This is a genomic window from Chryseobacterium elymi, from assembly GCF_003385495.1.
GTDB lineage: Bacteria > Bacteroidota > Bacteroidia > Flavobacteriales > Weeksellaceae > Chryseobacterium > Chryseobacterium elymi.
Genome location: NZ_QNUH01000015.1, coordinates 38,409 through 56,115, shown reverse-complemented (window position 1 = coordinate 56,115; position 17,707 = coordinate 38,409). Strand labels below are relative to the sequence as shown.

19 protein-coding genes are annotated in these 17,707 nt (G+C 37.4%); 4 read left to right on the top strand and 15 right to left on the bottom strand.

Going from position 1 to position 17,707, the window contains the following annotated elements; all coding sequences use genetic code 11:
* The first annotated feature begins 247 nt into the window (after window positions 1-247).
* The 3 genes from DRF60_RS15845 to DRF60_RS15835 all read left to right on the top strand — a co-directional run bounded on the left by DRF60_RS15845 (window position 248) and on the right by DRF60_RS15835 (window position 2,141).
* Complete coding sequence (locus DRF60_RS15845) at window positions 248-1,009, top strand: alpha/beta fold hydrolase (RefSeq protein WP_116012977.1); 762 nt, start codon at window positions 248-250, stop codon at window positions 1,007-1,009.
* A gap of 66 nt (window positions 1,010-1,075) precedes the next feature.
* Window positions 1,076-1,699: a ribosome biogenesis GTP-binding protein YihA/YsxC gene (gene yihA, locus DRF60_RS15840; RefSeq protein ID WP_116012976.1), complete on the top strand. Its 624-nt coding sequence runs from the start codon at window positions 1,076-1,078 to the stop codon at window positions 1,697-1,699.
* The gene (locus tag DRF60_RS15835) at window positions 1,692-2,141 is read left to right on the top strand and encodes a GNAT family N-acetyltransferase (RefSeq protein WP_116012975.1); all 450 of its coding nucleotides are present in this window, start codon (window positions 1,692-1,694) and stop codon (window positions 2,139-2,141) included. The genes yihA and DRF60_RS15835 overlap by 8 nt, the downstream gene beginning before the upstream one ends.
* 39 nt (window positions 2,142-2,180) lie before the next feature.
* Here DRF60_RS15835 and DRF60_RS15830 read toward each other — a convergent pair whose 3' ends face one another.
* The 10 genes from DRF60_RS15830 to DRF60_RS21400 all read right to left on the bottom strand — a co-directional run bounded on the left by DRF60_RS15830 (window position 2,181) and on the right by DRF60_RS21400 (window position 9,912).
* Window positions 2,181-2,480 (bottom strand): hypothetical protein, encoded by a 300-nt coding sequence (locus tag DRF60_RS15830; protein ID WP_116012974.1) that lies wholly within the window; start codon window positions 2,478-2,480, stop codon window positions 2,181-2,183.
* Window positions 2,481-2,545: 65 nt separating this feature from the next.
* The gene (locus DRF60_RS21405) at window positions 2,546-2,716 is read right to left on the bottom strand and encodes a hypothetical protein (RefSeq protein ID WP_167443743.1); all 171 of its coding nucleotides are present in this window, start codon (window positions 2,714-2,716) and stop codon (window positions 2,546-2,548) included.
* Between the two features lie 118 nt (window positions 2,717-2,834).
* Entirely contained in the window at window positions 2,835-4,385 is a 1,551-nt protein-coding gene (locus tag DRF60_RS15825; RefSeq protein ID WP_116012973.1) for an AAA family ATPase, read from the bottom strand.
* Window positions 4,386-4,387: 2 nt separating this feature from the next.
* The gene (locus tag DRF60_RS15820) at window positions 4,388-4,903 is read right to left on the bottom strand and encodes a hypothetical protein (RefSeq protein WP_116012972.1); all 516 of its coding nucleotides are present in this window, start codon (window positions 4,901-4,903) and stop codon (window positions 4,388-4,390) included.
* Window positions 4,903-5,076 carry a hypothetical protein gene (locus tag DRF60_RS21225; protein ID WP_157967973.1) on the bottom strand — a complete coding sequence of 58 codons (174 nt, stop codon included), beginning with the start codon at window positions 5,074-5,076 and terminating at the stop codon, window positions 4,903-4,905. Before DRF60_RS21225 ends, DRF60_RS15820 begins: the two co-directional genes overlap by 1 nt.
* A gap of 10 nt (window positions 5,077-5,086) precedes the next feature.
* Window positions 5,087-6,790, bottom strand: a complete 1,704-nt coding sequence (locus tag DRF60_RS15815) for a hypothetical protein (RefSeq protein ID WP_116012971.1) — start codon at window positions 6,788-6,790, stop codon at window positions 5,087-5,089.
* A 19-nt stretch (window positions 6,791-6,809) separates the two neighbouring features.
* Window positions 6,810-7,259 carry a hypothetical protein gene (locus DRF60_RS15810; RefSeq protein ID WP_116012970.1) on the bottom strand — a complete coding sequence of 150 codons (450 nt, stop codon included), beginning with the start codon at window positions 7,257-7,259 and terminating at the stop codon, window positions 6,810-6,812.
* A 123-nt stretch (window positions 7,260-7,382) separates the two neighbouring features.
* Entirely contained in the window at window positions 7,383-8,048 is a 666-nt protein-coding gene (locus DRF60_RS15805; protein ID WP_116012969.1) for a response regulator, read from the bottom strand.
* Window positions 8,049-8,061: 13 nt separating this feature from the next.
* Window positions 8,062-9,723, bottom strand: a complete 1,662-nt coding sequence (locus tag DRF60_RS15800; protein WP_116012968.1) for a tetratricopeptide repeat-containing sensor histidine kinase — start codon at window positions 9,721-9,723, stop codon at window positions 8,062-8,064.
* 45 nt (window positions 9,724-9,768) lie between these two features.
* The gene (locus tag DRF60_RS21400; RefSeq protein WP_167443741.1) at window positions 9,769-9,912 is read right to left on the bottom strand and encodes a hypothetical protein; all 144 of its coding nucleotides are present in this window, start codon (window positions 9,910-9,912) and stop codon (window positions 9,769-9,771) included.
* A gap of 400 nt (window positions 9,913-10,312) precedes the next feature.
* On the opposite strand from DRF60_RS21400, the gene DRF60_RS15795 reads away from it, so the two are divergent.
* Window positions 10,313-11,167 carry a hypothetical protein gene (locus DRF60_RS15795; protein WP_116012967.1) on the top strand — a complete coding sequence of 285 codons (855 nt, stop codon included), beginning with the start codon at window positions 10,313-10,315 and terminating at the stop codon, window positions 11,165-11,167.
* 49 nt (window positions 11,168-11,216) lie between these two features.
* Here DRF60_RS15795 and msrA read toward each other — a convergent pair whose 3' ends face one another.
* The 5 genes from msrA to DRF60_RS15770 form a co-directional block, all read right to left on the bottom strand.
* Window positions 11,217-11,771: a peptide-methionine (S)-S-oxide reductase MsrA gene (gene msrA / locus DRF60_RS15790; protein WP_116012966.1), complete on the bottom strand. Its 555-nt coding sequence runs from the start codon at window positions 11,769-11,771 to the stop codon at window positions 11,217-11,219.
* A gap of 303 nt (window positions 11,772-12,074) precedes the next feature.
* Window positions 12,075-13,043 (bottom strand): ROK family protein, encoded by a 969-nt coding sequence (locus DRF60_RS15785; RefSeq protein ID WP_116012965.1) that lies wholly within the window; start codon window positions 13,041-13,043, stop codon window positions 12,075-12,077.
* Between the two features lie 84 nt (window positions 13,044-13,127).
* The gene (locus DRF60_RS15780; RefSeq protein ID WP_116012964.1) at window positions 13,128-14,339 is read right to left on the bottom strand and encodes a PepSY-associated TM helix domain-containing protein; all 1,212 of its coding nucleotides are present in this window, start codon (window positions 14,337-14,339) and stop codon (window positions 13,128-13,130) included.
* Between the two features lie 51 nt (window positions 14,340-14,390).
* A complete protein-coding gene (locus DRF60_RS15775; RefSeq protein ID WP_116013000.1) occupies window positions 14,391-16,508 on the bottom strand; it encodes a TonB-dependent receptor in 2,118 nt (705 codons plus the stop codon).
* A complete protein-coding gene (locus DRF60_RS15770) occupies window positions 16,508-17,704 on the bottom strand; it encodes a PepSY-associated TM helix domain-containing protein (RefSeq protein ID WP_116012963.1) in 1,197 nt (398 codons plus the stop codon). Before DRF60_RS15770 ends, DRF60_RS15775 begins: the two co-directional genes overlap by 1 nt.
* Window positions 17,705-17,707: the final 3 nt, after the last annotated feature.

Sequence of the window (17,707 nt, the reverse complement as noted above, 5' to 3'; positions counted from 1 at the left end):
CCAAAATTTCCCACTTTTTCCCACTTTTTGACTTAATGTTAATAAGTTTTATTAAAGATTCAATTTGAAAGAGGTAAGTGGTTGATATGTTGATTCTTGTAAAAGTTGTTATTTAAGCCATAGTAAAGAGGTTCTGAAAAAAGTAAAGAAAAAGGATGATATTATATTATTTTTACTTTAAATTAGGGTAATCAAAATTTTTTTGAGGTTTAATTTGTATTTTTGCAGAGCTTTATTAAGGCATTTTATGATATTTAGTACAAAAAAAGAAAAGAAATATACTTTTGTAGAGGCGGGAGAAGGACATCCATTGGTGCTATTGCACGGTTTAATGGGTGGTTTGAGTAATTTCGATAAGATGGTAGATTTTTTTTCTGAAAAGGGATTCAAGGTATATGTTCCCCAATTGCCTATCTACGATTTGCCGGTGCTCAATACTAATCTTACCACTATTGCCAAATATATTATCAAGTTTATAGAAAGTCATATTTCCGGACCTGTTACTATTGTAGGGAATTCTATGGGGGGACATGTGGGACTTATTCTGACTCTGGCAAGACCGGATCTGGTAAAGAATCTTGTATTAACAGGAAGTTCCGGATTGTACGAAAGAACTTTCGGGGACAGTTTCCCAAGAAAAAACGACCGTTCCTATATAAGGAAGAAAACGGAAGAGGTTTTCTATGATCCTGCTATCGCCACAGAAGATCTTGTAGACGAGGTTTTTTCTGTAGTAAATGACAGGATGAAGGGAATTAAAACGGTAATGCTGGCAAGAAGCGCGATTAAACATAATATGCTGAATGACCTTCCTAAGATTACCACGCCAACGTGTCTGATCTGGGGGAGACAGGATAATGTAACGCCTCCTGAAGTAGCTGAAGATATGCATAAGTTTATTCCAAATTCGGATCTCTTCTGGATCGAGAAATGCGGACATGCTGCGATGATGGAGAAGCCGGACGAATTCAATGAGATTCTCTACAGCTGGTTAAAAGACAAAGTTTAAAAACAAATAAATTATAAACCATTAAGAGCTTTTCTTAATGGTTTGTTTTTCTAAAATATTCGAGAGATGGTTATTAAAACAGCAAATTTTGTAAAGAGTAGTGGGAAATGGCAGGAATGCCCTGAGCCTACCATGCCTGAATATGCTTTTATCGGAAGGTCTAATGTCGGAAAATCATCACTGATTAATGCGATGATGAATCACAAGGATCTGGCAAAAACTTCCGGAACTCCGGGAAAAACTCAGCTGATCAATCATTTTTTAGTAAATGAAGACTGGTATCTGACGGATTTACCGGGTTATGGATATGCAAAGGTTTCAAAATCTATAAGAAAGGATTTTGAAAAGCTGATTACCAATTATATTCTGAACAGAAGAAATCTGGTGAACCTTTTCGTTTTGGTAGATTCCAGGCATACTCCACAGAAGATTGATCTGGAATTTATCCAGTGGTGCGGGGAAAGTGGGATTCCTTTTTCGATTGTTTTCACGAAAGTTGATAAGCTGAAACCGAATGTTGCCATCCAAAATGTAGAAAATTATAAAAATGAGCTGCATAAGACCTGGGACGATCTTCCTGAGCTGTATGTAACTTCTGCAGAAAAGAAAACGGGTGGTGATGAGATCCTAAATTTCATTCAGAAAACGAATGAATTCCTGAAAAATAATAATGTAAGTTTTGATGAGTAGTATAATCTGGAAAATTAAAACTTTCGATGAGTTTACAGTTCCTGAGTTGTATGCTGTTTTAAAGGCTCGTATTGATGTATTTGTGATCGAGCAGAACTGTCCTTATCCTGATCTGGATAATTACGACCAGAAGGGAATTCATATCTGGGCTGAAGAAGATGGGCAAATTCTTGCGTACTGCCGTGTTTTTGACAAAGGAATAAAGTATGATGAAAGTTCTCTTGGAAGGGTTCTTACCACGGGACAGGCGAGAGGTAAAAACTTAGGAAGACAGCTGATTAAATATGCTGTAGAAACCATAGAAAACCGTTTCCATACCTCAGAAATCAAGATTTCAGCACAGGATTATTTATTAAGATTTTATTCCGAATTCGGATTTGTAGATACAGGGAAAAAATACCTGGAAGATGATATTCCGCACACGGAAATGATAAGAAAATAGAAAAGCGAAGAACAATCTTCGCTTTTTTGTGGTATGAACTTAATTACACCCGGAGCAGTATGACCTGTCAACATATTGCTTACTGCTTCCGGTATAATAATAACAGCCCCCTCTTGATCCTACATAAAGCTTATTTCCGTTATAAGTACAGCCTTTGCCTGATGAGTAAAAGGATTTTGATCTTTTAGAGCTGGAACTGTTTTTACTCTTCTTTGTTTTTTTCTTTTGCTTTTTAGAGGTTAGTTCTGTTTTGGAAGCAATACTAGCTGTTGTTGCTGTAAAGCTTGCCGGAAGTATTAAGCCTGCGGCTAAAAGGGTGGTGAGTAGTCGTTTTTTCATGGTATTTATTTAATAAGATTTTAGTTTTAAAACCAACGATCAAATTAATTGATCGTTGGTTAATGTTAAGCGTACTCGATTAATTCCCAAGTTACAGCTTGTCCATTGTATGGAGGCATCGTATTACCTACTGCTATAGGAGCAGTGGTAGATGGGCTCCCCACAACTTTCCATTTTCCAGATTCAGGACATTTTTCTCCTGTTCTTGCTTTTGTTCCTAATGGTTTTTTTGCCATGTTAAAATTTTTATTGGTTTAGTATTTCAAAAGTATAAAGCTTGTAAACCTTTTCCTTATGGGAATCCGTAAAACGAAAACCTTTCAAAAAAATTTTACATAAAGTTGTAAATGATTCTTATATAATGATGGTGCGCCTACCAGAAGTTATTTCGTTCGAGGATGAATCCCATGCCAATCCTGAAGCGGGTAAGGCTCTTTCTTTGCCCCAGTTTCTGATAGCTTCAATTCTTTCAGGGCTGGTTTTGCTCAGTGGGACTATATTTTGGAAGCACTTTATATAAAGCTCATCGGAGATAAAAGAGTCTCCATTAATTACGGCCTGTATAGCGACATCTCTTACAGCTCCTTCCAGATCAGATCCGGCGAAACCTGCCGAAATGGCTGTCAGCTTTTCAAAAGTTAAAGAAGAAGGCGCTGGTAAAAGGTTCTTTTTAAGATAAAGATTGATAATATCGGCCCTTTCCTGATCCTGTGGAAGATCTACAAAGAAAAGCTCATCGAATCTGCCTTTTCTAAGCAGTTCCGGAGGCAGTTTGGTTACATCATTGGCTGTTGCTACCACAAAAACTTTTTCGGTGCTTTCCTGCAGCCAGAAAAGAAACTGACCAATCATTCTTGTCGTTACTCCGGATGAATCGTTGGCATTGGCGGCTAATCCTTTTTCAATTTCATCAATCCATAAAATGCAAGGGGCCGCATTGTCTGCTGATTCAAATGCTTCTTTTAATCTGTTTTCAGATTGTCCCACATACATCCCCTGTATGGATGCAAAATCTAACCTGTACAACGGAAGGTTCCATGTAGCAGCAATTAATTTTGCAGACAAAGATTTTCCACAACCCGGAACCCCCACCAATAATACACCTCTCGGCGGACGAAGTTTTCTTGATTTTAAATCTGCAGTTAGTAATTGTTTCTGATTATCAAGCCACTGATGTAATCCGGTAAGTCCTCCTACAGATATCAAAGATGGGTCTACTTTTACCTTTTCAAGACCTGAAATATCGCTGAAAAGCTTATCTTTTTCCATGCTTAGGCTTTTGATATCATCTTTTGTAAGAGAACCTTTTGCCATTTGGGTTGCAAGAACATTTTCAGCTTCTATTTTGGTTATATTGGCTAAAATGGTTGCCGCCATTTTTAGGTCATTTTCATCCCAGTCAATAGGGATAGAACCTTTGTAGGGTACTACACAGTCTTTGACAACAGTCAGCATTTCTTCTTCGTTAGGAGGATCCAGAGTAAGGGTCATCCCTAAACGCTGTAACTGTGACCAGACACTTTTTGTAGAAATGATACAAATGCTTCCGCCTTTTTCAATAGCTTGGACCACGCAATCATAGATGTGCCTCGATACAATATTATCATCCTCAATATTACTTACTTCCGTGAAAATAAAAGTAAGGTTTTGTCTTTGTGAAATGTTCTGAACGGCAAAATCGATTCCGCCTGCAACGGAACGGTCATCGTTGACTGTTTTTCTTGTTTTAATATCCATGGTTCCATGTGATAGGCTATGGATGTATATCGGAATATTAATTTCTTCCGACAGTTGCTGTATTATTTCTAAAACTCTCGATCTTTCTATACTCCGGATTGAGATAAAAGGTATTCTCGCCCGGAACATTCTGGATAAAGAATTTTTAAATTCTTCTTTGTTTGCCATAATTAAAAAATAATTTTTCTTCCTGTTGAGGAATTGGGATTATGAATCTCTTCAACAGATTGATTTTGTTGGATTTCACTGACGGTGAACTCATTAATCACTATCAGCATTTGTTCTCTCTGCGGATTGTCTTTTGGGGTATTGTCTTTTAAATTTTTTTTAAAGTCATTCACAAAACCTGTAAAATCTTTTACAAAACTCTCTCTCAAATCATTGGGTAGACCTTTTGAATAGGCAAATTTTGCTAAAACTGATATTGTTTTCTTATTATTATGAAGTACAAATTCAAGTTCTTCAATGGTTTTCACATTGTGAAGGATAAAATTCCTCTGATACTGATCCAGCCACATTTTTTTCCTGGCTTTATAGGCTTCTTCAGCTCTGACGTAAAAACGTTGAGCTGTTCCGGAGTCAAGATCAAAATGCCCGGAATTCATTTCATCCAATACAACATCTTCACCTTTACTGAAACGGTCAAACAGATCAGCCCAATCAGCATAAGTAACAGGAGGTTTCATTACTGGGTTTTTACTCTTGGATTAATAATCCGATTAGGAGGAAGAATATCCCAATCCGGAAACTTTGCATTTGTTTTATCACCTTCGGTTCTTCCGTGGAATAAATTGGGTTGTGGTGGCTGTTGCGGGCTATGGTTTTTGTTTTCTTCAGAATGGTTTTTAATATCTTTCATGTTGTGACTATTAGGAAGGTTGTAAAATGGTTCTTGTATCTCTGGATGTGCTTGAAAAATCTTCGGGAGTTATAGACATTAAGGTCTGTCTTAAAATCTCAGCCTTTGCATCTTCGTGGGTAAATTCTTTTCTGTAATCTACGGTTTCAGCAATGCATCCGCGTAGAACTTCTTTGGATTTGGTCTTTCTTTCTGTAATGGTTTCTATCGTTTTTTTCTTTGCTTTTTTATAATTACTGATAGAGCTCCAAATAATTAATCCACCAATCAAGGCCCCGATTATTCCTATAATTCCAAATTTAAAAATGAGCAAACTTGCCGCAGAAATTAAAATTCCAACCAGGATTGCAACTAAGGGAGAGGTTAGTTTTTTTAATTCATTTTCGAGAAAATCAGTCCAGTACTGATCGTGTTTTTGTAGTTGTTCTGTTTCGTCGGATCCATCAGGTGTTGAGGTCTTAAAGCCATCGATCATTAATTCAACTTTTTCTTCTACCTCATTTCTGTATTTTGCGGTAAAAGTGTCATGAGCTTCTACAATCCAGGGCTGACTGATGGAAACAGCAAGAGCCTGTGTAACTTTTGTGGCACCAGTTAATTCTGGGTCGAACGCAGCATTTGTCAACATCTGAAGGAAATCTACTTTTTCGTCAAAAATGTGTTTCTCTTCATTCATTAAAGATTGCGCTGCTTTTTTATCTCCATCTTTCAGAATAATAAGTTGATTGAGCCTGACTTCATTTTGCAATGGAAGTTCTTCATCGTCAAAATTGGTAACCAATAAGGAAAGAATTTCATCAAGCTGAATCTTTGTTGCTTTAGAATAATCCGTTGTAGTTTCAAAAATACTTTTAAAGTGTACATCTAATGCATGATGAGATCTTGCCTGGGTTACAGAGGTTTTCAGCTTCTCCCAATTCGTGGCAAACTTTTCAAGTAACGGGTATTTTTTCGAGGATAAGGAGCCTTTTGTTTCAAAAAAATGAATCCACTGAACTTTCTGTTTATCAATATAGTTGTCCGTTTGAGTAAGCTGATCGATCCAGTTTTTAACATTGGTAATCATCAACTGGTGAGAAGCAGGCTGAAAAATTCCGGTTGTGATGGCTTCCAGAATAATGATAAACTCCCTGTCCAGATTGTGTGGATTCTGATGAAGAAAATATCTTTTCATCCATTGGAAGCAAGCATCATTTCGTCCTAATCTTCTCATAATAAGCATAAGGAAAAGAGTTGTTTTATAATCGTCCCTTTTTAAGCTTTCGGTCAGTGCTTTTTCAGTGGTGTTTTTATCATCGCGAATCCAGGAAGCAAGTACAACCAAAGCTGGAGCTAGCCAATAATTGGGGGCTTTTATCATAACCTCCTCGGTTGTGTGGCGTAATGTATCATCGCCTATAATTCCTGTATCTACACCCTGGAGAATTCCGGTGGCCATTCTGCGGATTTCTGCATAATATCCAAACTTTATCTGAAGGTCCTGTTTGAGATTTCCCTGCCGCGTTTCTGCGAGTTGCAGCGCTTTATGTTTTATATCCGACTCTACAAAATCAGAAAAGGAAAGGGCCAACTGTAATAAATCACTTTTCAGGTGGTCATGCTTTGTATTAAGGCCTCCCAATTCTATATTGACTTCCCGCATATCTGCTTTGAGCGAGTTCAAGGCACTGTTGATCCTTGAAAGGTCTGCGTATGAAATTACTTTTTGTGACATTGTATTGATTTTTCAGGGGTTATAGTTTGGCTGCTGTTCCGTCTTCGCGGATGAGTATGAGTTTATCTTTATATACTTCTACAAAAAGATAAGCGTTGTGTTTAGCTAGGGTTCTTGCTTTTTCAAAATGTTCGGGAAGGGGTTCTCCTATGGTATAATGTTTAATGATTTGCCCGGCACTTAAATCTAAAGTGTGAACTTCATGAGGATGCCCCAGATAGCATTTAGCTAAAATTCCTATGGGAAGATCAGCCAGCTGAGCGGTGCCAAATTCTTCATGAATTTTTGCCACCATGTCTTCCTTTCCTCTTGTTTCACTAAGGAGTTCTGTATCCATTGTTTTAATTAAGTTCAGATATTTTTCCGAACGTTTTTTTAGAATATCCCTGTCACTTAAAATTTGAGTAGAAGCGGGCCTGATTTCGGATGTACCGGCCAGTGTTTCATTTTGAAAAATTATTTTCGCCATTGCCTGAGTTTTTAAATTTGATACTGACAAAAATATTGGACAGGGAATAGTTTTCCTTACGGATTCCCGTAAATAGGAAAGCCTTCCAAAAATTGAAAGGCCTGTCTAGAAAATAAAACAAGATTAAATAATTCCCAGATCTTTGCAGAAAGCGACAAGCTGCTCATTGCTCGCTACATTGAGGTTTTCTTTTAAGCTATTGAGCCTTTTTTCCACGCTGCTTAGGCTGTTGGGTTTAATATTATTAGCCTGTAGATAGGTTGGTATATTTTTTTGCAGTACTCCCTGAGAAAGAAGAGAAACAAGTGTAATATCATAAGATGTAAACTCATAACTATTGAGTTTTTTCACTTCCTGTTTAAAATCGAGAGACAGATAACTTTCATTGGCGTAAACGGCTGCAATCGCTTTTTTCAATTCTTTAGAATCATTTCTGGCTTTACGGACAAAGCCGTTGATCTTGCAGTCATTAAAAAGGGAGTCTATAATTCCTGATTTATGCTCACCGGAAAAGACAATGACTTTTAGTGATGGTTGTAAGTCTCTTACCTCTTCAATCAGTTGTTTTCCATCTTTAATATTCTGTAGGCGGTGGTCTTCTTCATATGAAAGATCAGTGATCAATAAGTCGTAAAGGTCATTTTCCCTAATAGATTTTTGAACTTTTGCTAAAGCATCATCGCAATAATATACATAGTCAACATTAGGAATGTTGAGCTCTTCTAATGTTTTTTGGACAGATAAACTACCCATTTCGTGGTCTTCGGCTATTAAAATTTTTTTGAACATTCTTTAGGTCTTTTTAAGAAGCAGGAAATGAAATATTAATTTTCAATCCTTTTTCGGATTTATTGTCAAAAATAATTTCTCCTTGGATAGCAGCAATACGGATTCCCGTATTTGTCAGTCCATTTTTGTAGATCATATCACCCGGAATTCCGATTCCATCGTCTGTATATTGGATTTTAACTAAATTATTTATCCTTTCAAATTTAAAAATAACACGTGAAGCCTGGCTATGTTTTTTCATATTAACGAGCAACTCGCGGATAATCTGATAGATATCTTCAAATGATGATTGAGAAATTCCGGTCCATATTTCGTTTTCGTTCCCTACTATATAGGTATCTATCGTTTCATTTTTAAAAGATGCAATAAGATTGGATATTCTATCTTTATGGTCCTTTTTATCATGCCTCGGATCAGGTTTTTCGTAGGAAATATCCCTGGACTTTTCGTAAACAAATTCCAGCTCATCAAGAGCATTTTCCTTATCAAAATGTTCCTGATTTTCTATTTTGGTCATGACCTGGTAGATGCCGTTGGCTACAACATCATGAACTCTTTTTGAGATTCTTAATTGATCATTTTTTAATTTGATTTCATTCTCCCGCTTAAGCCTGGCTTGTCTTCTACGGTACAAAATAATGATGGCTACGATGGCAATTATGGCGACCGCCAGAGCAGCTTGCTGACGTATCAACTGATTTTCCTTTTGAGCCTGATCAACTTTTAGCCGTTGGTTTTCTGTTTCTTTCTTCTCACTGTCGTATTTAATATAGGCAAAACGGTTTCTATTTGCATTTTTGTAATTTTGAATACTGTCTGAAAGTGTTTTATACTGTATAAAATTGGAGATAGCGTTAGATGGTTTGTCTACAAAAGAAATTCTTTCAATGGCTTCCAGGCGATCTTCAGGGCTTTTTATTTTTTCTGCAGTGCTAAGCATTTGTTTTGCATAAAACAATGAAATATCTGGATTAGTTTGCTGATATATTTCTGCTAAATGAGAATAACTTGAATTTGCGCCCCAGTCATCTTGACTCTTTAATTTTGAATCTAAAATTTTTTTAAACTCTCTATGCGCAGGGTAATCTTTGTTTTGCAGCCACTTAATGTAAACAATATTTTCTTTGATTCTGTTTAGAAGCTTTATATCAGTAATTTTTGAAAAGTTGATTTCTTGTAAAGTGTTTATCGCAGATGAATACTTTCCTTGCCGATATTCGGCCGCTGCTTTACTGTTAATGACGTTATATCGTATTTGTAGAGAATCTATTTTTTGAGCAAGGGCTTTATTATACCATTTTTCTGCATCACTGTATTCTTTCTGATCATACTTTAATTCTGCAATGTTACCATACAAGGAATAAAGGCTTTCGTCATTATCTTTCATAAAGCCAATGGCCTCGACTAATGTAGTTTCGGCACCAAACACGTCTCCTATCTGCTTTTGTGTGATTGCCTGACATATCAAACTTTTTGAAATATTTGATGAATCTTTTTCTTTGTGGTAATAGCTCAAAGCCTGTTGGAATTTTGAATAAGCCTCAATACTATTTTTCTGAAGAAGTTGCTCTCCTTCGTCATATAATATATTTCCTTTGATAGTATTGCTGTTTATTGATACTTTCTCTTTGCAAGAAAGAATAATAACGAGAAAGAATAATAGATATCTTACCATCTTACTAAAATAAAAAAAACCACTCTATAATGAGTGGTTTACATTCTATTTTTTTGGAGGAAGAATTGGTCCCGTATCTCCACCCGTATCCCCCGGATCTGTCAGTTGAACTGTTGTCTGCCCCTGATTACTATTATTATCTGATGTAGTATTTGCGTTGTTATTTGAAAATGCTAATCCCAGTAGCATCAATATTAATTCTAACATTGGTTTAAAAATTTAAAATTTGGCACTGGTGTTCTTCCTCACGAAACAGATCGTAAGCAGTGTTACACGGTTAAAAATTTCGAAGCGCTTCTTAAATTTTTGGGAAGTAAACCTTCAAAAACGGAGGAGAAACATCTGCTTCCCAACCCGGAGTTTTCCTCCGTTTTATCTGGTGAGTTTTGAAATCAGTTTCGTATTTTTGTTTTTGTAATGTTTTGTTTGTCACTGATTTCTGAAGCAAAGGTGCGACAAATGATGACGCATGTGTTAGACAAAACATGGACATCGATAGACAGGAAATGGACAGGAATTTCATTGCGGAAACCCGTAATGCGACATGGTCGAAAATCACCTATTTTGTAATTGCCTTTAAAAACTAATTATGTCCAAAATAAAACTACTAATTCATGAGGTTTTCAAGCAGGGGGGAATTGATTCAGGGAAAAATAAAAAGAATGGGATAGCCCTTTTCTTAAGTGTGCATTTAGAGGAAACTTTGAATTTTGATATCGATGAGAGAACTCTTGTTAGATATTATGATGCTTATATTGCCGGAACGAGAAATGAAATAAGCATTGAACCCTATAAGTTGGATAAACTAAGCAAGTATGTTGGGTATGATGATTTTGCACATTTTTCCAGAACCTATATTAAAAGAGATGATGATGCCAATAAAACAACGGTAAAGATTAATATTGATGAAGATGAAGAATCAATAACGGATAGGTTTTCAAAACTCATTATCAATATTACCAATGAACAGTATTTCAAAATGCCTGAATTTATGAAGCAAAATGGCTTGGGTATTATGGAAATTGCATTGCTGGTATGCCTTGTCACTGGAAATATTGTGTTCTCCAACAATAAGAAAATTAATAGTGGATCTCTTACCTTAGGCTTAATAGCAGGGATGAAACCTGATGATGAAAAGAAATATATGTATTGGGATGGGGAAAGGTATGTTGCGACAGACAGTGGTTATATTAGGCCTGGGCTTGATGTTGTAGCTATGAATAAACATCGGTTTCAGCATTTTAAAAAGATTATGAGAAAAGATACTCTTACAGACCAGAATGCTCTTGGCAGGACGTGGTATTCAAAATATTATAATGAGGTTGAGTTTTTTACGGACGATGGAATAGATCCGGATAACGGAAGAGAATTGCGAAAATCAACGGCTCTTATTATTTATAAATACGCTGGCAAACAAAAAGATTCTATAGAAGCAGAAGAATAAATTTTCACAAAAAAAAGCGAACATCCAATAGATATTCGCTTTATATTTTTTACGCTTCATTCAGCATTCCCAGCTCTCCGAAATGTTTTTTAAACTTCTGTATCTTCGGGCCTACTACCGCGCTGCAGTATGGCTGTGTAGGATTTTCGTTATAATAGCCCTGGTGATACTGTTCTGCTGGCCAAAACTTCTCGAACTGAGTTATTTCTGTCACATATTTTCCGGGCCATTTTCCCGATTTTTCGGATTTTTTAAGAGCTTCTTCAGCTTTAGCCTTTTCTGCACCATCTTTATAATAAATAACAGAACGGTATTGTGTTCCAATATCATTACCCTGCCTGTTTAGCTGGGTAGGATCATGAAGGAAGAAAAATACATCCATCAGCTGTGCATAAGAAATGATTTTAGGGTCGAAAGTAATCTGTACCACTTCAGCGTGTCCCGTTTCTCCTGTACACACTTCCTCATAGGTTGGATTGTCTTTGTGGCCTCCTGAATATCCGGAGATAGCAGATTGCACGCCATTAAGCATATTGAAACAGCTTTCCACACACCAGAAGCATCCGCCGCCGAAAGTAATCTGTTCTAAATTATTATTATCCATTATTTTTAATTATTTATTTGCCGTTTTCTTCTCTCTGCATTTGCAGAAAATGAGTAAAAAACCAATCAAAAGTAAGAAAAACTTTTTCATTTAGGATGAGAAATCCAATGATTTAAAACAGAATTGATACGTTGCTTTTTTATTATTGGAAAATAAACCTTATAAGTTGGATATACGAAAAGGAGCAAGACTAATATTTAAAATTTGTTTTTAAGGTGCAAGAAAATCAATTTGCAATCCTTGTTTTGAAAACACAAAAGCATCCCAAAAGGATGCTTCTGTTATTTTTAATGTTGTTTTCAGTTATTTTTCCCAGACTAAAGCACTCGCTCCAAGAATGGCAGCGTCTGCTTCATCAAGTTCACTGAAAACCAGCTTCACCTTATTTCTGAAAATCGGAAGAAGATTTCTTTCCATATGAAGCTTTGCGGGCTTCAAAATAAAGTCACCGGCCTTGATCACGCCGCCGAATAAAAGAATGGCTTCCGGTGAAGAGAACATGACGAAATTTGCCAAAGCTTCACCCAGTTTCTGCCCCGTATATCTGAAAACCTCAATAGAAATCGGGTCACCTTTCAGTGCACATTCATGTACCGTTTTTGAGTTAATAGATTCTTCAGGATATTGATTCAATAAAGATTCAGGAAATTCAGCTCTCATTTTTTTTGCGGTGATTGCAATTCCGGTAGCCGAGGCATAAGCTTCTAAGCTTCCTTCAGATCCTGTACTCCAGTGCTTTCTTCCGCCAGGTTTTACAATGGTATGGCCAAGTTCTCCTGCAAAGCCGTCATGCCCGTAAATCAGACTTCCATTGGAAATGATTCCGCTGCCTACACCAGTTCCCAGAGTGATCATAATGAAATCCTTCATACCACGGGCTGCTCCGAAAAGCATTTCCCCAAGGGCGGCTGCATTAGCATCATTGGTAATGGTGCATGGCAGGCTGAATTTAGCTTTCATCAGCTCGCTGAAAGGAATCATACCTTTCCATGGTAAATTAGGAGCCTGCTCGATGGTTCCTTTATAATAGTTGGCGTTAGGAGCACCTACCCCAATTCCGTCAAAGTTTTTTTCTGTACCGTATTTTTCGATCAGGGGCTGAACCTGTTCATACAAAGCATCGATAAAGTCTTCCACTTTTTCGTATTCATCAGTTCTCAGACTTCCTTTTTCCAGAACTTCACCGCGATGGTTTACTACTCCGAACTTTGTATTGGTTCCGCCGATATCAATTCCTAGAGCAACTTGTTTTGATAAATCTATTAATGACATTTCCTGTTTATAAATTCTAAAGGGTTAAAATTATAAAAAAGATTGTATTAATGAATTATTAACAAACTTTTATTTGAAAAACTTTTAAGCAGCTTTTGCCGGTTTCTTTTTTCTTCTTCCCCACCAGATCATAAATCCGGTGACAGGCAAGGAGGCACACAGGAGGCTGACAATAAATGCAATGATCTTTGTAGGAAGTCCTAAAATAGCCCCGACATGAATATCATAATTGGCTGCTACTGCTTTTTCCCCGAAGTTTTTGTCCTTAGGATCGTGGGTGTGGAGCAGTTCACCGGAGTTTTCATCAAAGATCAGGCTGCTGTTTTTGTGATAAGAATAAGAAAGGTGCTTTACAAACACTTCAAAATTAGGATGCTCATGATCATCCATATGTTCATGGCCAAGGTCAATCGCAAAACCGAATGCATCAGGATATTTCTGCTGTACAGTATTAATGACCTTATCCAGTGTCCCTTCAGTTCGTAGCTCTATCGGAGCTTTGGTTTTTATATGGGAGAAATCCGGGTATTTTGTTTCCCCGCCGGAGAATATCACGTAGATCATAGCCTGTACTACAAAAAAGGCGTAAAAAAGTCCTGTAATTGCGAATATCAGAGCGAAGATGGAGGAATAAAAGCCAAGCACATTGTGAAGGTCATAATTCTTTCTTTTCCAGCTTTTGATGTTTTTCCATTTAAAAGAAAAACGTTGCTTTCTTGCTGCTTTATTTTTAGGCCACCAGAGAACAATTCCGGTAATAAGCATGATGATAAATATGATAACAGGGATTCCCACTACATAGGTTCCCCAGTCCTGTTTCAGTAAAAAGCTCCAGTGGATCATTTTTACAATATTGAAGAATCCGTTCTTTTCATCATATGTTCTGAGGACTTTTCCCGTATAAGGATTTACATAAGCCGCTTTATAGATCGGAAATTCATCAAAATAATTCCAGGTATCCGTATTATGCTCATACCAATAAAATATGTACGACATTTTTTTATCGATAGGGACATTTACCCAATGGATAGGATACTTTTCTTTTACCTGTTCTGCAACAGCTTTTTCTATTACTCTGATGGGGAGAACCTGCTTTTGTGCTATATTCTGCTCGTTGTGATAGATTACATCTTTTCTGGTGAAATTTTCTATTTCGTCTTTGAAAACATAAAGCGCTCCTGTAATGGAAATGATAAAAATCAAAAAGCCAATTCCCAGACCTAACCACAGGTGCAGTTTGGCTGACCATTTTTTGAAAAAGCCCGGTTTTTTCTTATGATGATGTTTTTTTCTCATATCGCAGTTCAAAGTATCACAAAGATAAATTTATCTTTTTATTTAGTTTAATTAAAATTTATATTCAAGCATCAGAGTACCTCTTCTTCCTAATGAATTCACGAATTCGCTGTCACGTGCTGACCACCATGCAATGGCTGGCTGATACATTTTGTTGAACAGGTTTTCAATACCCAACGAAACTCTCCAGTTTGTATTGATTTCGTAGCTTGATTTAAAATTAAAAACAGTGTATTCGGGAACGTAACCTTCTCCGTATACAAATAATCCGGTTTTTGCATTTGGCTGAAATCTGTCCTGCTCAAAGGCATGCAGCATATCAAAACCAATGGATAAAGTTTGTATGGGCTTTGCCTGAATGTAAGCAAGCACTTTAGGCGCAGAAATCCGGCTGTTATTGATTTTTGCAGAATAATCCCCATCGTCTTTAATGGAAGTAATTCCTTCCATCCAGCTGTAGCTTCCTCCGAAATTGATCCATTTTGCAGGGGTAAAGTGAAGAAACCCCTCCACACCGTAAACAATTTCCGGCGACCTCTGTATGGTTAATGCCCGGTCTGCACTCTGTACAAATGAAGCCCCCAGTTTTGAAGTGCTTACATAAGACGTGATTTCGTAGTTGACCCATTTTGAAATCTGTCCTGTAGCACCGAATTCATAATTGTTGACAATGATAGGCTTGGTTTCAAGATTCTGAATGGTTCCCTGGGTAGATGTTCTCAGAATTCTTCCCAGCTCATTGATAGAGTAGGACTGTGAAAAGCTTCCGAACAGGTTAATGAAAGGCTCGATATTGTAACGGACCCCTAAATTAGCCACTAATGCATTGTATTTCAGATCACCACCGGTAACAAAGATACTTTTGGTGAAGGTTCCGTCACTTTTAACCGTAGAAAGAGTATTAAAATCTCCGACTTTGACGCGCATGTTTTCGTAGCGAAGACCTCCTTTAATGGTTAATTTTTTCAGTAAGTCAATTTTAACCAACACAAAAGGGGCCAGGTTGGTCATATTCATGTCCGGCGTCCAGTAACGTCCGTCCTCAAGCTTCTGGACAGTCTGATCATTAAGGATATCCATTCCATACATCACTTCAGCCTGTGAGTTTTGAGTGTTCCAAAGCTTTGTATCAAAGTTGAATCTGGCGCCATACTTTTTGGAAATCACATTAGATTGTCCACCACCGAAGAAGGTGTCGCTGTATCCGTATACCGTCCTGAAATCCTGCATATAAGCATTGAAGTTCAGTGAAGTGGTTCCTCCGAAAAGATTCTGGTTATCATAATTAATTCTGAAATTGTGGTTTCTAGGTGTTCCCTGAGGAGTGGTTTCAAGATTTTTTCCTACGCCTTCACCAATGGTCGGTTTAAAACCATATTTTCCGGTTACCAGCCCTAAGTTAAGGTCAGATCTGGAGGAATATCCAATGTAAGAAGCTTCAATTCTCTGATTATTATTGATATTGTAACCAACTTTAAGCATTCCGTTATAGTTATCCATTTTTGCTGGGCTGTAGGTTGGAGTAAGGTTCACTCCGTCGGCATCTTTCATATAGCCGGTTCTTTCATAGGCAAGAGAGAAAACATAATCAAATTTATTCACCTTTCCGGATAGCAGCTGGCTGGCTCTTACTCCTAAGGTTCCTCCATATGTCTGGCCAGTAAAACCAACCTGGGTAAGTCCGGAAATTTTTTTATCTGATTTACTTCTTCTGGTGATATAGTTGATGATTCCTCCATCTGCTCCGTTTCCGTAGATAGAAGAGGCTCCTTTGATCACTTCAATTCTTTCAATAACAGAAGGATCAATGCTTCTGATGTCTCTTGCGCCATTCCTTAGTGGTGTAGACTGAGGAATCCCGTCAATAAGGACAAGAACCTGACGGCCTCTTAAAGTCTGGCCTGTATTGGAGGTCTGGCCGGAGTTGGTCCCTAAACTGGGAACCGTATATTGAAGGATGCTGGTGATGTCGGAATTGACGGTAAGCTGAGACTGGATCTGCTTTTCTGCAACAATCGTTACTGAGCTTGGTATTTCTTTAATGTTTTCTTTTTTTCTGGAAGCAGTCATCACAACTTCATCTACATTGTTGGTCTGCAGACTGTCTTTAACCTGTGCAAAAACTGTTGCCGACCCTAAGCATGCGGCTGATAAAAGCGCTTTTTTCATTATATTTTCTTTCCTTGTTTCTTTTGTTTTCCCCACCATACTAAAAAGCCGGTAACGGGGAGTGATGTGCAGATGAGGCCCGTAATGAACCATAAAATTTTCCCGAAAAGCCCAAAATAGGATCCTGTGTGGATATCATAGTTGGCATTGGCATATTTTTCTGCATTACTCAGCTTCCGATGAGGTTTCTCTGCCAGAAGTTTTCCTGAATATTTGTCGAAAACCATCATATTTCTTTCACTGTACCTCCCTTCTTCTCCGTATATAGTAACCGGAATGTTTTTTAATTCTTTTCCTTTCTTGTTCTTTCCGTTTAAGGGAATTCTGAAACTGGAAGATGTGGGATAAAATTTTCTGGTTTCGTGAGCTGTAAGATCAAAAACGGATGTGCTTTTGATCATCAGGGAATCCGGAGATTTAATTTCTTTTTCTTTTGGCAGCTCCAAAGAGCCCGAAAGTGTAAGATTGAAGGTGTTTTTGACGTACGGATAGGCAAAGTAAATTCCAGTAATACTCATCAGCAGAACCAAGAATGAAGCATAAAAACCTAATACATTATGAAGGTCGTAATTTTTACGTTTCCAGGTCTTCACGTTTTTCCAGCTGAACCAGAAGCGTCCTTTTCTTGCTTTTTTGTTCTTTGGCCACCACAAAATAATTCCAGTTATCAGCATGAAGATGAAGAGCACGGTAGGAATTCCCACCACATATTTTCCCCAATCTGATTTTAATAATAAACTCCAGTGAATGGCTTTTAAAATTGGGAAAAGGTCATATTTTTCATTGTAAACGGCTAAAATTTTCCCGCTGTACTGATCTACATACACCAGCTTATTGATCTTTACCTCATCAAAATAATTCCAGCCTTTTTTGTTTTTTTCGTAATAGGAGAAACGGTAGGATTTATTCTGATCTAAAGAAATTTCCACAGCATTTACGGGATATTTTTCATTAAGTTCCAGGCGGACTTTTTCTTTCAGAACATTTATAGAAAGTGGAGTTTCCGTAGCTTTCTGTACGTACATAGCTTCTTTCCGGAGACCGTTCTGTATTTCATCTTTAAAAACGTATAAGGTCCCTGTAAGCGAAACAATGAAAACAATGATGCCAACGGACAAACCAAACCACAGATGCAGTTTGGCAGACCATTTCTTTGTGAAAGAAGGTTTCTTTTTATGGTGGTGCTTTTTCTTCATAGA